Raw genomic sequence first — 14,085 nt, 5'->3', positions numbered from 1 at the left:
TATGTTGACTGTCTACTGTAGCGCCTCGACAAAAGGGGATTCTTAGTTGCGTATCGATGGAACGGCAAACGGGGATTGAATAAGGAAAATTTTGTTTGGGTAGGAAATGGCGTCAGATTATTAGATATATTATTGTTTCCGTTTTCCGGGTCTTTCAAGGAGAGTAGTCATGGCTACGTTTATCACGACCATCAACTTTACTGCCGAAGGCATTCAAGAGATTGGTGAGTCCACGAAACGTGCCAATGCCTTCAAAGCCGCCGCCAAGAAACTTGGTGTGAAGGTCAAGGACATTTACTGGACCTTAGGCGACTATGACGGCGTATTGATTCTCGAAGCTCCCGACGATGAGACTGTCACCAGCTCACTCCTCCATCTGGCAGGGAAAGGGTTCGTCCAAACGTCCACAGTCCGAGCATTTACGGGGGCGGAGATGGACAAGATTGTAGCGAAGCTGAAATAAGATCGAGATCAGTAGCTCATTGTGGAAAATTGTCGATGGATTTCAGGCAAGGAGTTCATTTGTGGGACGACACCTATCGAATCGACGATTTGGTTGACGATCTTTTACGGGTGATGAATGTCAGCGGAGAATCCATACCGTGTCGCACTTGTCATTGTGATTGTCCTCACGATCTCGGTAACGCTTTACGATCATGAAGCAGGCAACACTGGTAATAATCGCGCCATATCGCTGGGCGCGCTGTGTTCGATTTTTTTACGACACTCCGGGCATGTGTGGAAATGGGTTCCCGTACAGCAGACGATGTGTTCGAAACACATTTTGGTTTCGCCGCATTCCCAGCATTGAGCTAGAACCTTCTCTGGCTGCTCTTGCGGCGGATTGGCGTTCTCAAAAGTATCCATGACCATCCTTATCGATTTGAGAGATTGTTCAATCGGTACTCTGGCATATATTAGGCATCACGGCTGACTCATTGACGGCTCGAAACATCGCCGCCGCCGAATCTCGACCGAATCGTTTCTGCTTGCTACGAACCATTCGATAGCCGAGCCGGGCAAGGAAATGGTTGGGCTTGGAGAAAGCCAGAATGTCGTAGGAAACCGTGCTAGTGGCACGATCCCACACAATCAAGAATCTTTCCTCGCCGCTCTCAACATGGCTGGGCAACGTGCCGTAGGCAAAACCGAATTTGGTAACTGCCCCCGACTCGTTCACCGTGTAAACAATCCTGCACGAGTTGAGCCACCACAACCCAACTGCCCAACCCATGATCGCCACAACGCTGCCAGGTACTAGCGGCGATTTTGGAGACCAGACCTCAACCCAACCCAGTCGGAACTGTTCCCACCTCTGCAATGCTGCCTTGGCGGAATTAAAAACAGCCTGTCCCTCCCCCAGCTCGATTCGAGTCCTATCAACGACGTAGCCAGCGGGAGGAATCGTAGCGGTTGATCCCACAGCGGAATAGTTAAACGGCAAGTTCGCTTGTTCGGCTACGAATTTATTTAGTGAATCGATTGAAGGTTTTCTTAGCGACAACATCCCCATTCCTGCTCTAACTCTCCGCTAAGCATGTTCCTCGGACTGAGAAACGGCAGTAAGATACTCTCCTATACTATCCGCAGAACAAAGCGTTTGCTAACTGCGAATTCGAGCAGAGATTATGCTCTCATCAGGGGTCATAAATGGCTGAAACACCGACTTCACCGGTTGTTCTGCTTGACTAGTGCCTCCGATTCCCGATTCGTCCGATGGGTGTGAATGAATCGATTCAAAAAGCCATCGCCGACGTCAACGAGTAATCTGTTCAATCACGAGCATAAATTAGTTAACGAAAACGTTGTAAGGGTGTAAAAATTAAAAATAATGACCAACTCCATTGAATCACTGCCCAACCTCGGTCCTAAAAGTGGTCAATGGCTACGGGATGCTGGCATTACCACGATTGCTGACCTCGAACGACTGGGAGCTATTGTCGTTTATAAGATTGTGAAGCAACGGGAACCTAAGACTAGCCTTAACCTACTCTGGGCTTTGGCAGCAGCTCTCGAAGGAAAAGATTGGCGAGACTTAGACGAGACCGCCAAGCAAAAGCTACGCAAGGAGGCCGATGCGATATGACCGATCAGGTCTACAACTCTGGGCCCTCGCCCAAAACTGTACAGTGAACCGTGACGACAAGGCTATCAGCAACGGCGACAAATCATGAAAATTATTGGTTCTCTGCTCCTTCTAGCGGCGGCTGCGTTCTGTCTCTTCGGCTTCTTGGCGACCTTTGAGCCAACAGCCAAGACGACCCAGATCATAGCATTTAAAATTGGCTACGCAGTGATCGGTTTGGGTTGTGTGATTGGAGCTGGCATCTTTTTCATGAAAACAATACGTAGGCGAAATAAGCCGTCGCCTTGAATCGAAAAAGGTCTGCATTTTCGCCTACCGTCATGATTGCCAATTCATCACCGTGATCGACAGTTGCAAGACGGTCGCCAGCGACACCCATACAAAATATGGCACCTGGGCTACCTGCCGCCCACCGATAATGTCGCCGATGGCGACCAATAAGGGGTCTCCTACTGCGGTCATTTCGAGTGCACCTGCTACCACCCGCTGTTCCTGTTCAACCAGTTCGGCGTTTTGGAATATTCAATGCTCCGACGCGGGAACAACGCCAGCGCGAATTGCTGGCGGCGGGTCGAAACAAGGGGAAGGGATCAAAGAATTGCTCACAATCAGCGAGTGAAGTATCACGCTCATGAGGGGATTGGCATTGTAGCTTGCTAACAACGAATTGCGACGCACAGCAAGCACCAGGCTTCACACAAGGCTAGCAGTTCAATGAATTCAGTGTGAATCGAATTAGATTTCAACACGCTGACGCCAGGCAAGTAGCCGTGCGCAGGCGAGCCCAACCACAAACACGACCAGTGTAGCCACAACCGTGATCATGTTGGCATGGAGTGATAATCGCAGACCAGCAGGGAGTGCCAGCCAGTCGGGGAACGACAGCCCGGCGGTCACCAAGATTCCCGCCAACACCCCAATGGCCGCCGCCAGCTGTGGCAAACCGCGCGCGATCAGGCTCAACAAGAACAAGCCCAAGAGTCCGCCCGAGAACGCGCCGGTCAGCACCCAGTAGGCATCGAGGATGCTTTTCACGCCGATCATGGCGAGCGCCACCCCCACGCCGGCGCAGCCCATCAGGCAAGTGCCGGCGTGCAACACAATCATGGCTTCGCGTTCGCCGCAGGTAGGTCGCAAGTGGCGTTTGTAAATGTCCAGATAAATGACCGTCGCCGAGCTATTGAGCGAAGTATCGATGCTGCTCATCGCGGCGGCAAAAATCGCCGCCACCAGCAACCCTGTCATTCCATCAGGAAGTTTACGTAAAATAAAGTGTGGTACCACGCGATCGCCGATTTCAGTTTGCTCCAGTTCAGTCACCACGGCTGCGAGACTGTCGGGGGTTATTTCCTGACCTTGGCTTACCAACCGCTCTGTGGCCATTTGCGTTTGCAAGTCGCTGAGGAGTGCGGGATGGGTTTGATAGTAGGCATACGAGGCCGTGCCGATAGCGAGAAACACGAGCGAAAGCGGCACATAAACAAGCGACCCCAGCCAGAGGCTACGCACGGCGTCGCGCGTGCTGCTGGCCGCTTGGTACCGTTGCACGTAACCTTGGTCGATGCCAAAATTCTTCGTGTTCTCGCACAGCCCATAGAAGAGCGGTATCCACAGGGCGGTGCTGCCCAGCGCCAAATCGAACTCAGTGCCCCCTAGCGAAAACTTCTCTGCTTGGCTCGCCAGCGAGATCGCTTCGGCCGGACCGCCAGGCATGTCAAGCAACATCACAAGTAGCATTAGGATGGCCCCGGCAATGAGCACGATGCACTGGACCACGTCTGTCCAAATAACAGCCTCAATGCCACCCAAGGCCGTGTACAGTGTCACGGCCACGCCTGATCCCACAATGATTTGCCATTGCGACCAACCCGTCAGAGTAACCATCACTAACGAGATGGCGGCATAGATGGCCCCCGTGCGGGCAAGCTGAGTGAGCAAGTAGCAGATCACGCCGTAGCTTCGCGCCCAAGACCCAAAACGCTCTTCGAGACGTTGGTAGGCCGAGCCACCTTGCTGATTGCGGTACATCGGCACGAAGTAACGGGCGGCGATCCCGGCGGCAAAGAGCAGCGTCAGCGAGAACCACAGATAGTCCCAATTGCTGGCGTAGGACCGCGCGGGAACCAGAATAAAGGTGTTGCTCGACAGGTACGTGCCAAGAATCGAGAGCCCAATGGCCCATGCCGGCAGCGAACCGCCGGCGGTCATAAAGTCGGTGGACGTGAGACTGGACCGGACAAACCAACAGCCAAGCCCCACAACCCCCACGAAGTAGGCCGCGATCACGACAAGATCAAGTGTGGCAAGTTGCATCGACCCAATTCGGCTAACAGACACGTACGGCTTTTGACATCAAACCGCCGAGAGCCATCGGAGTTAACCGCAAGCAACCTGACAAGATCAATCCGTCAATTTGGTGCAGAGTGGTTGAGCCAGCAGTGCCGGAATGGGACAGAAGACCAACAACAGCGATGACGTTGGCCGCTCTGCGTTCTGTCGCCTTCGGCAAGCCGATCCAGCCTCAAATGGTGGTGCTGGGCAGCCTGAGTTTGGGCGGAAATATTATTCCGATTGAGAATCTTGCCGAGTCATCGCAGGTCGCATTTGCTGAATCGCGTCAATACACAGGCCATTTTCTCTCACATAGAGGGTGACTTCGCTGCCTTTGATGCCAGAGCAAACAGCTAGCGGCTACTGGTCAATATTGAGTTGGCCGAAGCTATGAAACATGTTCAAAATGGGTAATGTGACATCGCCAATAGGTTTGGTTAGTTAGCATTTAACATGGTCTGAATAGCAATTTTGCTGGCCCACGCGCTCAGTAGTTCTACAAAATCTTCCCTCTCGCGCGAGAGAGCGGTGTGATTGATCCCAACAGGTTTGCAAGAGACGCTTAATTTTACAGCGTTTTGGAGGCCTCATGATCGCTCGACCATGAAATTTTGATGGTTACATCTTGGTTACCGAGTCTAATTGGTACGTAATGTCGTGTAGCGCAACGAGAGATCAAGCGGCTCTTCAGGGTCAAATTTCAAAAACGGTATGTACAGTTTCTCAAGCTCACGAATCGATACCGTTACCGCTATTCTTCGCACAAGAATGCATTTCCATGAGATGACTTGCAAAGGTACCAAAAGTCCGTTAATGTAAAGAAATCACCGGGAAATACTGCGAAAATTAAGAAACTCGGGCATGCCTACGAATCCGAAGGTTACAGGTTCGACTCCTGTGGGCTGTACTGTTTTGCTTCTTCTTTTTAGAGTAACTCTGTGGGGCTTAGCTTTTCTCATTCTGCCTTGCCGATTCTTTGTTGCTGTACAGAGTGCGCATCCAATTGGCGCGCTCGTCACACATCACCACCTCCCGCGTTTGATGTTTGCAACGATTGGGACATATATTGTAGTGGGTAGTGCCTAAGACAACGATTTTGCGGCGACATCTGTGGTATTCCAGCATGGCACAGGCCTTGCGAATATTACGCGTAGCCAAGTCATTCGCAGGAGATGCAGGCCGCTGTTGAACGTTGTTGGGTATCTCGCGGGTTGCGATTCTGCGTCGGCTTGGTGGGAGGGTAAAGTGATGGCTCAATGGCACGTTGGTACGCAGGTGCGACTAAAAACGACGGGCGAGCTCTATCGAATCGACTCGATTGTGAAGGATGGCCGTTTGTGGCTCTCGAATTCATTTGACAGTTTGTATGCGCACGCCGATCAGGTTGAGTTGGCGACAAGGCCTAACAAGAATCGAGCTGCTAAGCCTAAGATTGCTGCCAATCTCAAGATTTATCTGGGGCACTCATCGCCCGCATGACCTATCCGAAATAGGTCTTGATTCCATCGAGCACTTGCGAGGCGGCGACTGATGCCAGGATCATGCCCATCACACGGCTGATAATACTGGAGCCGCCGTCGCCGATCACCTTGATAATCACCGACGAAGCTCGCATCAGGATGTAAGCGGCGCCGACCACGATCAGCATCAATCCCGTGACGACAAAAAGCTCGTCGATCGTGTGTAGGTCGTTGCGAGTAAGCAGCACGACGGCCATCATCGCGCCGGGGGAAGCGATCGACGGGGTTGCCAGGGGGAAGATCGCCACGTCGTCGGCATGCTTGATATCTTTGCGCTCGGCTTCGGGTTTGCTTTCACCGAAGATCATCGTGAGCGCGAACAAAAACAAAATGATGCCACCCGCGATCTGAAACGCGGAGATCGAAACTCCCATCGCGTTGAGCACGTATTCGCCGACCAGGATGAAGAAGAGCAAAATTCCCGCGGCCACGACCGACGCGCGGTTGGCAATGCTGCGTCGCTCAGCTTCGGACCGGCCACGCGTCGCAGCCACAAAGACTGGCATCGTGCCTATGGGATCGATCACCGCCCACAGGAGTACAAAGTTGCTGAGGATAACTTGATATTCTGGCATGCACGTAGGGCAGTGTCTTTTAATTTGGTAATTCTTATATGACCGGGTCTCTATAATCCAGGCCGCCCGTTCGGATTCTGTATGCTCCTGTCGTGCCCGCATTCAGCTTGAAATGCATCAGCATTTCGTAATAAGGGATTGGTGCATGGTCACTACCATAAACAGCATGGGCAATGTGCGTCAATCCGCTAGAGAGGACCCCCTTGGCGCTCGGCGATCTTCTAATACGATTAGGCTATCCCCCCGACCAAAAGGAAGACCCACCATGAAAGACCGTATTGCATCCCTTACCCCCCGCCAGTTGGAAGTCGTTCGTCTCGTCAGCTTGGGCTGCGACGTGGGTGAGATTGCCAATATCCTAAACCTTGCCGTCAGCACGGTCGACAATCACAAGGCCGCTGCGATGAAAACGCTGGGAACCGATAAAGCCACGCTGCTGACTCGGATTGCCATCAAGCACAAGATCAGCAAGCTCGATGAGACGCTGACTGCCGCCGAAAAGCGCAAGTCGGGCCGCAAGAATGACGGCTGGAACTAGAGATAAGTTTTAGTTGTCTTCATCCATCTGCGCCGGATCCAGCTCCAATAGCTTGCTTGCGTTTGGTTTTTCGACGTAATCCTGAAATAAGCTTTCAGATTCGACAAACTATGTTTGTACGTCTAGTTGGCCAACTCGCTATTCTTTGCGTTGCGCTCGCGACAAGTTCCGTCTATGCCGTTGAGCCTGTGACTCCGCACGCCTCGCCGGAAGCGCGGGCGGTGCTCGATTATCTCAACGAGATGAAGGGCAAAAAGACGCTCTCCGGGCAAATCTGGGTGCCTTGGAGGCCCGACGCCTTCGAATATATCGAACAAGTTACGGGCAAGTTGCCGGCCATTCAAGGCCACGACTACATGTTCGAGCACGACAACAAGCGCGGCAATGAGTTGATGATTGAGTGGTGGCGCGCCGGCGGAATTCCCACCGTCATGTGGCATTGGGGAGCGCCGACCAAGGGCGAGGGTTATGGCCAAAGCAAGATGGCGATCGACATGAATCGCTGTTTTGAAGAAGGCACGCCCGAAAACAAAGCGATGTGGGACGATCTCAAACGGATCGCCGATCACTTGACTGTGCTCCGCGACGCCGGCGTGCCTGTGTTCTGGCGGCCGATGCATGAGTTCGACGGCGGCTGGTTCTGGTACGGCATGGGGACCGATGAGCAGTTTATCCGGCTGTGGCGGACGATGTTCGATTACTTTGCCAAAGAGCGCAAACTCGACAATCTGATCTGGGTCTTGTGCCACAGCGGCCGGCCCCGCGCGGGCTGGGATCCTGGTAAGGAATATTACGATCTCGTAGGGATCGACACTTACGACCACGCCATGCAACCGTGGCTTTACAAGTGGGTGAAGAATGTTTACGGCGATGATATGCCTATTCCCCTACATGAGTGCGGCACGATCCCCGATCCCGATCAAATTTTCGCTGACGGCACACCGTGGTCGTGGTGGATGGTTTGGCACGGCAGCTATCTGTTCGATCACGATCGCGAAGCACTGAAGCGGGCCTACAACCATGAGCGCGTGATTACGCGCGATGAGCTGCCAAAGTTTGTGACCGCAGCCAGTCCTAAGCGTTAAGCGTTTGAAGCTTCTTTTGCGTTGCAGTGGCACGGCGTGTGCCTTTTCTTACTCGCGACCGCGGGAAGATTGATCATGGCATCGAGATTTCCCGGGACTTTCCCACGTTATGGGAGGTCAAAGCCAACAATCGAGCGCGCACCCCACGCACACCCGTGCGGATGCGGCACGAAACACGAAGTAGTACGCAGTTTATTTCCATGGAAACTTTTACTCCCGGCATGTGGTGGATCGCACCCATTTCTTCAATCTTGGCCTTGGCGTTTGCCTATTACTTCTATCGCGCGATGCTCGCCGCCTCACCGGGCAGTGAGCTAATGCAAACAATCGCCGGTTACGTCCGCGAGGGGTCCATGGCCTACTTGCGACAGCAATATCGTGTTGTTGCTAAGGTGTTTCTGCTGTTGATGTTTGTGTTAGGCGTGCTTGCCTGGTTTGGAATCCAAAACCCGTTCGTGCCGATCGCTTTCATCACGGGCGGAACTTTCTCGGCGCTGTGCGGTTTTATCGGCATGGTCACCGCCACGCACGCCTCCTCGCGCACGGCCCAAGGTTGCCTTGCCAGTTTGAATCAGGGATTGCAGGTAGCTTTCCGCTCTGGGGCGGTGATGGGGTTGGTAGTTGCCGGATTTGGGCTTCTTGATATTTGTTTGTGGTATCTCATCCTCGATAAGTGGGTGTATACACCCGAGCACATGCAGCAGGGTTTGTCGCTGTGGGGTGTGACTTTCGTTCAACAAGGGATGACGGACCTCGACAAAATGGTGCAGATCACCGCCACGATGATCACGTTCGGCATGGGTGCTTCGACGCAAGCGCTTCTTGCGCGTGTTGGTGGTGGCATCTACACCAAAGCCGCCGACGTTGGGGCCGACTTAGTGGGCAAGGTCGAGGCCGGTATTCCCGAAGACGATCCGCGTAATCCAGCCACAGTGGCCGATAATGTGGGGGACAACGTCGGCGACGTCGCAGGGATGGGAGCCGATCTTTATGAATCGTACTGCGGTGCAATTCTAGCGACAGCCGCGCTGGGGGCCGCCGTCGGCACACGCCACGTTTACGAAGGCATGCCAATTTCCGAAGTGCTCAATCTTGTGATCGCGCCGATGGTGGTTGCCGGGATCGGCATCTTGTTTTCCATCCTGGGCATGTTTTTGGTGAGGTGTCGCGAAGGGGCTTCGCAAAAGCAATTGTTGCAGGCCTTGCTCTTCGGAACGCTCGGTAGCAGCGTGATGGTCATCGTGGCGTTGATCGTGGTGGCAAGCAGCACGAATCTCATCGGTTGGGGAATCGTGGGTTCGGTGATTTCAGGGTTGGTTGCGGGGGTGATCATCGGCCAAGCCACGGAATATTACACGTCCGACGAATACGCACCCACGCGCGGCATAGCTGGACAAACGCAAATGGGGGCCGCCACTACCATCATCGACGGTCTGGCCACGGGTATGGCATCAACCGGTGCTCCCGTGGTCGTGATTGTGATTGGTATGCTCGCCGCTTTTGGCTTCGCCGGTGGGTTTAGCGATCTTACGATGGGGCTTTACGGGATCGGCTTTGCGGCGGTGGGAATGCTCTCGACATTGGCCATTACTTTAGCGACTGATGCTTACGGGCCGATTGCCGATAACGCGGGTGGCAACGCCGAGATGGCACATTTGCCCAAGGAAGTTCGCGAGCGCACGGATGCGCTCGATTCCTTGGGCAATACGACCGCCGCCACGGGAAAAGGTTTTGCGATTGGTTCGGCGGCGTTAACCGCGATGGCACTGTTGGCGGCTTACGTGGAAGAAGTGCGGCTGTGGGAAGATCGGTTTGATGTGCCCGCAGTGACGCAAGTTGCCGACGCCACGACTGCAATCCTCGTTGCGACGTCGGATGAATATTCCCCGGGCTTGGCCGCTCATTCGAGTTTAGAAGAGACCGTGATCGCGCATGATCTCACGATTATGAATCCCCTTTTACTCTCGGGGATGTTCGTGGGGAGCATGTTGGCCTTCGTGTTCTCGGCGATGACGATGAAAGCTGTGGGACGTGCGGCGGGCAGTATGGTCGAAGAGGTCCGCAGGCAATTTCGTGAGCATCCGGGGATTATGCTAGGCATGGAGAAACCGGATTATGCCCGTTGCGTTGCGATTTCGACAGCCGGGGCACAGCGCGAAATGATTGCCCCCGCCATTCTGGCGATTGGCGCGCCCGTGGCGACGGGACTAATCCTCGGTGTGGCTGGCGTGATGGGAATGCTTGCGGGGGGCCTCGTGACCGGTTTTGTGTTGGCAACGACGCTCAACAACGCTGGTGGGGCTTGGGACAATGCCAAGAAGTATATCGAGAAAGGTGCTTACGGCGGCAAAGGCTCCGACGCCCACAAGGCGGGCGTGATCGGCGACACCGTGGGGGATCCTTGCAAGGATACCAGTGGTCCCGCGCTCAACATTCTGATTAAGCTCGTGACCATGGTGAGCGTGGTCTTCGCGCCAGTGGTCGTGAAGTTCGCGCCGATCGTGCAAGCGTGGTTGGGAATAGGAAACTAATCAAGTTCCGCTTTCCGAAAGGCCAGTGGGCTCGCGTTGCAAATACGCCGCGAGCCGATAGAATGCCGAGACCTAGAATATCCTCGTCCCCCCACGGGAAACTTGCCGCTGGGCGACTCGCGTGTCACCTGTTGTTCGGCAGACCTCGACAATGGCCTCTGCTCCGAACAAGCTCTCGCTCGGTGAAAAGCTCGGTTATGGCTTGGGCGATGCCGCCGCGAATTTCGTGCTGCAAATGCGGCTGGCCTTTCTGATGGTGTTCTATACTGATCATTATGGCCTGACGGCGTCGGTTGTAGCCGTGATCATGGCCACTTCGCACATCACCGATGCCTGCAACGATTTGGTCATGGGCACGCTCTCCGACCGCACGCAAACTCGGTGGGGGAAGTTTCGCCCCTGGATTTTCTGGAGTGCGATTCCGCTCGGCGTGACGGGGTACCTGATTTTTGCCGCGCCGGAGCTCAGTGCGACGGGAAAAATCATCTACGCGGTGGTGACGCTGAATTTAATGATCATCTGCTACGGCGCGAACAATATCCCCTATTCCGCGTTGGGGGGAGTAATCAGCGACGATCCCGACGAGCGCGTGAGTGTGGCCTCGTGGCGAATGGCCTTTGCGATGCTGGCGGCACTTTTGGTCCTGACCTACACGCTGGATATGGTGAAGGAGTTCGGCCAAGGCGACGCGCTAAGCGGCTACCGAACAACGATGGCTATTTGGGCAGGGCTGTGCATTTTATGCTCGTTCGGAGCGTTCTTTTCGACCAAGGAGAGAATTGCTCCGGTCGCGACTAAGCACACATCATTGCGTGAAGATTTCAAAGCACTCTTGGCGAATCCCGCTTGGCGAGTCTTGGCGATCGCGGCGTTTTTGATTTACATCTGCAATGGGCTCCGGGGAAGTGCGGCCATTTACTACTTCCAGTATGTGGTTGAGCGCGAATATCTATTTGGTGATTTCAGCTTGTATGGTGCGTTCAATGCGGCGGGCATGATCGGTGCTCTGATCGGCATCTTTTTCTCGCAATCGCTCGCCCACAAGTTTGGCAAACGCAACACCTTTAGCGGCGGACTCGTGGTGTCGGCCTTGCTGGTGGCACTGTTGTATTTTGTGCCGCCTGATGCCGCTTGGGGTATCCTTGCGATGCACTTCCTGTTTCAAGTCGCCTTTTGTGTCACGGTTCCTATCGTGTGGGGCATGATTGCCGACGTGGCGGATTTCAGCGAATGGCGGTCGGGTCGACAGATCACGGCCCTTACCTTCGCTGCCACGCTCTTCTTTTTTAAGATCGGGCAGGGGATCGGCCAGGCGCTGACCGCGTCGATTCTTAATATGATTGGCTACGAGCCCAAAGTCGCGCAAACGCCCGGTGCGGTCGAAGGCATTCGTGTGATGATGACCATTCTGCCAGCGACCATCTTTTTTCTCTCGGGCGTGACGATCCTCGCCTACGTGATTACCCGCGCGATGGAACAAGAAATGACCGCCGAACTACGTGAACGCCGAGCAAAATTGGCAGCAGTTGAAGAGCAGTAACGGGTATCCGCGACACGTCGTTCGCAAGCAGCTCCGCCTACAAGAAAAACATCACCGAACACGTGTCGGGGTGCGCAGCACAAGAAGTGTTCGACTTATCGCCCAAATACGTCTTGTCACAAGTGACACCGACACTCGACTGGTCACGCTTAAAACGCACACAATCATCGTGCCAGTCGAGTGTCGCTGCCACCCGAAGTAGAAGAACCACTTCTAACGAACCATCGCCCGCGAAAGCAGCGATTGAACTAGCATCATCGCCGCGGCCCAGGCGGCGGTTGGTTCGGGCACGGATACGGCTTCCACGCTGCTTAAGGGCTCGGCAGTCGTGACTTGCTGTTGCCAGGCCAGATAATCGCGACCATCGACGTCGCCGTCGCCGTCGGCATCGCCATTGTCGCGCGTCGCGCCAGTGGTCATGCCATAGCCTTGTTGCCACATCGCGAGGTCTTGGCCGTTGACTTCGCCGTCGAGATTAAAGTCCGCACCGGCTGCGAGGTTGAGATTCATGAACTTCACATCATCCAGATGCACGGCCCCACCCTGGTTGTTAGGCTGGTTGAACAACAGCGACAACCGTGCCTCGACCGCGTTGGCGGGAGCAACTGCCGTCAGATCGAAATCATTCCAAACATTGTTCGGCGAACTGCCGTTGGCAATGGTCAAATCGTTCCGCTGCAGCATGGCCGACGACCCGGCCTTGGCGCCAAAGTTGTTGTAGAACTCGATGCGCATGATCACGGTGTTGTTCGTGCCCACGATCGAGTCCTGCGAGCGAATGAAGCGGCTCACATCAGCCCGCACTTCATCGCCCGGCTCGACCGAGATCCCTTGGTAGATGCCCGAGGGATTCGCACTGCCGGTGAATCGGCCAAACATTTTTAATGATGCATCGTCTTTGGCGGCTTCATTGTGAATTGAAACATTGTTGGTGAAAGGTTCGTTATTGATGATGCTCCACCCAGCGAGCGAACCATCGTTGTCCTCGAAGTTGCCATTCACCATTTTCAGTGGCACGTTGTTATCACGCTCGAAAACGCGGACGAAATCGACCTGCATCGTTTGAGGCCAAACGCTTGATCCGTCGGGTTGCTGATCGCTGCCACCCAGGAAGTCGCCACCGACGGCCACATTAAGCACGGTTTCCATCGGCGCGTTATTGCTGATTGTTCCATTCACATCGGAGTCGTACAGCGTGTACCAATTGATGTCGTCGACAAAGAACTTAATCTTCGTGGCGTCCCATTCCACGCTATAGGTGTGAAAGCCGTCGTGATAATTCACCGGCTGGCCGAAGCGCGATTGAGTATTTTCGTCGTACTTGTACTGATGAGCTTCCCAATTCGGACCGTAGTGGAAGGCGCTGCTCGTTAAGTTGGGTTGCTGCCCGCGATTTTCGAGGATGTCGATTTCGCCCTGGCTGGGCCATGGATACTGGTCGACATTAGGTAACAACCAGATGGCTGGCCAGGTTCCTTTCGTTGACGGCAGTTTCGCACGAATTTCCCAACGGCCATATTGATTGGTGTAATGGCTTTCCAAACGGGCCGAGCGGTATTGCTTCCCACCGTAGGGCTGGTTGGTGGCGGTAATCGTCAGCAAGCCGTTGGCAACCGTCGCTTGGCTGGGAACATAGGCTTGGCGTTCATTGTTATGGGGTGCCGTCCAGATCTCATTCTGCCATTTGGTCAAATCAACCGCATTGCCGTCAAACTCGTCGGCCCAGACTTGGCTCCAACCCTCGGCGCTCATCGCCACGGACTCAAAACCAAACAGAGCGGCCACGCACGCCAACAGGAATGCCGGAACGCGCCCACGAATTATGGTCGCGTGATTATTTGAAGCTGCCATTGTTCCTCTTGCCTGTTAACTGTTGCAA

12 protein-coding genes are annotated in these 14,085 nt (G+C 54.3%); 7 read left to right on the top strand and 5 right to left on the bottom strand.

What is annotated here, in order from left to right:
• Nucleotides 1–169: 169 nt before the first annotated feature.
• Nucleotides 170–463: a GYD domain-containing protein gene (locus SH678x_RS11700; RefSeq protein WP_496918630.1), complete on the top strand. Its 294-nt coding sequence runs from the start codon at nt 170–172 to the stop codon at nt 461–463.
• Nucleotides 464–895: 432 nt separating this feature from the next.
• Here the strand turns inward: SH678x_RS11700 and SH678x_RS11695 are convergent, their stop codons facing one another.
• Complete coding sequence (locus SH678x_RS11695; protein ID WP_496918629.1) at nt 896–1,507, bottom strand: DUF1990 domain-containing protein; 612 nt, start codon at nt 1,505–1,507, stop codon at nt 896–898.
• Nucleotides 1,508–1,831: 324 nt separating this feature from the next.
• Between SH678x_RS11695 and SH678x_RS11690 the strand changes: the two genes are divergently transcribed.
• Nucleotides 1,832–2,086, top strand: a complete 255-nt coding sequence (locus tag SH678x_RS11690; protein ID WP_496918628.1) for a TfoX/Sxy family DNA transformation protein — start codon at nt 1,832–1,834, stop codon at nt 2,084–2,086.
• A gap of 318 nt (nt 2,087–2,404) precedes the next feature.
• Here SH678x_RS11690 and SH678x_RS11685 read toward each other — a convergent pair whose 3' ends face one another.
• Together SH678x_RS11685 and SH678x_RS11680 are read right to left on the bottom strand one after the other, a co-directional pair.
• Nucleotides 2,405–2,548: a hypothetical protein gene (locus SH678x_RS11685; protein ID WP_496918627.1), complete on the bottom strand. Its 144-nt coding sequence runs from the start codon at nt 2,546–2,548 to the stop codon at nt 2,405–2,407.
• A 273-nt stretch (nt 2,549–2,821) separates the two neighbouring features.
• Nucleotides 2,822–4,399: a sodium:solute symporter family transporter gene (locus tag SH678x_RS11680; RefSeq protein WP_496918626.1), complete on the bottom strand. Its 1,578-nt coding sequence runs from the start codon at nt 4,397–4,399 to the stop codon at nt 2,822–2,824.
• A 1,266-nt stretch (nt 4,400–5,665) separates the two neighbouring features.
• On the opposite strand from SH678x_RS11680, the gene SH678x_RS11675 reads away from it, so the two are divergent.
• Entirely contained in the window at nt 5,666–5,896 is a 231-nt protein-coding gene (locus tag SH678x_RS11675) for a hypothetical protein (RefSeq protein ID WP_496918625.1), read from the top strand.
• A 1-nt stretch (nt 5,897) separates the two neighbouring features.
• On the opposite strand, the gene SH678x_RS11670 is transcribed toward SH678x_RS11675, so the two are convergent.
• Nucleotides 5,898–6,512 (bottom strand): MarC family protein, encoded by a 615-nt coding sequence (locus tag SH678x_RS11670; RefSeq protein WP_496918624.1) that lies wholly within the window; start codon nt 6,510–6,512, stop codon nt 5,898–5,900.
• A gap of 265 nt (nt 6,513–6,777) precedes the next feature.
• On the opposite strand from SH678x_RS11670, the gene SH678x_RS11665 reads away from it, so the two are divergent.
• From SH678x_RS11665 to SH678x_RS11650, 4 genes are all read left to right on the top strand, one after another.
• Nucleotides 6,778–7,050 carry a response regulator transcription factor gene (locus SH678x_RS11665; RefSeq protein ID WP_496918623.1) on the top strand — a complete coding sequence of 91 codons (273 nt, stop codon included), beginning with the start codon at nt 6,778–6,780 and terminating at the stop codon, nt 7,048–7,050.
• A 110-nt stretch (nt 7,051–7,160) separates the two neighbouring features.
• Complete coding sequence (locus SH678x_RS11660; RefSeq protein WP_496918622.1) at nt 7,161–8,135, top strand: glycosyl hydrolase; 975 nt, start codon at nt 7,161–7,163, stop codon at nt 8,133–8,135.
• A gap of 38 nt (nt 8,136–8,173) precedes the next feature.
• Nucleotides 8,174–10,666 carry a sodium-translocating pyrophosphatase gene (locus tag SH678x_RS11655; protein ID WP_496918621.1) on the top strand — a complete coding sequence of 831 codons (2,493 nt, stop codon included), beginning with the start codon at nt 8,174–8,176 and terminating at the stop codon, nt 10,664–10,666.
• Between the two features lie 151 nt (nt 10,667–10,817).
• Nucleotides 10,818–12,206 (top strand): MFS transporter, encoded by a 1,389-nt coding sequence (locus SH678x_RS11650; RefSeq protein ID WP_496918620.1) that lies wholly within the window; start codon nt 10,818–10,820, stop codon nt 12,204–12,206.
• Nucleotides 12,207–12,419: 213 nt separating this feature from the next.
• Here SH678x_RS11650 and SH678x_RS11645 read toward each other — a convergent pair whose 3' ends face one another.
• Nucleotides 12,420–14,057: a glycoside hydrolase family 16 protein gene (locus SH678x_RS11645; protein WP_496918619.1), complete on the bottom strand. Its 1,638-nt coding sequence runs from the start codon at nt 14,055–14,057 to the stop codon at nt 12,420–12,422.
• Nucleotides 14,058–14,085: the final 28 nt, after the last annotated feature.

This window comes from Bythopirellula superficialaquae (assembly GCF_059632245.1).
This window is presented reverse-complemented; position numbering and strand designations above follow the sequence as displayed.

Bases quoted from the DNA above. Each gene is read 5' to 3' on its own strand.
- SH678x_RS11700 (WP_496918630.1), top strand. From the start codon at position 170: ATGGCTACGTTTATCACGACCATCAACTTTACTGCCGAAGGCATTCAA.
- SH678x_RS11695 (WP_496918629.1), bottom strand. From the start codon at position 1,507: ATGTTGTCGCTAAGAAAACCTTCAATCGATTCACTAAATAAATTCGTA.
- SH678x_RS11690 (WP_496918628.1), top strand. From the start codon at position 1,832: ATGACCAACTCCATTGAATCACTGCCCAACCTCGGTCCTAAAAGTGGT.
- SH678x_RS11685 (WP_496918627.1), bottom strand. From the start codon at position 2,548: ATGACCGCAGTAGGAGACCCCTTATTGGTCGCCATCGGCGACATTATC.
- SH678x_RS11680 (WP_496918626.1), bottom strand. From the start codon at position 4,399: ATGCAACTTGCCACACTTGATCTTGTCGTGATCGCGGCCTACTTCGTG.
- SH678x_RS11675 (WP_496918625.1), top strand. From the start codon at position 5,666: ATGGCTCAATGGCACGTTGGTACGCAGGTGCGACTAAAAACGACGGGC.
- SH678x_RS11670 (WP_496918624.1), bottom strand. From the start codon at position 6,512: ATGCCAGAATATCAAGTTATCCTCAGCAACTTTGTACTCCTGTGGGCG.
- SH678x_RS11665 (WP_496918623.1), top strand. From the start codon at position 6,778: ATGAAAGACCGTATTGCATCCCTTACCCCCCGCCAGTTGGAAGTCGTT.
- SH678x_RS11660 (WP_496918622.1), top strand. From the start codon at position 7,161: ATGTTTGTACGTCTAGTTGGCCAACTCGCTATTCTTTGCGTTGCGCTC.
- SH678x_RS11650 (WP_496918620.1), top strand. From the start codon at position 10,818: ATGGCCTCTGCTCCGAACAAGCTCTCGCTCGGTGAAAAGCTCGGTTAT.
- SH678x_RS11645 (WP_496918619.1), bottom strand. From the start codon at position 14,057: ATGGCAGCTTCAAATAATCACGCGACCATAATTCGTGGGCGCGTTCCG.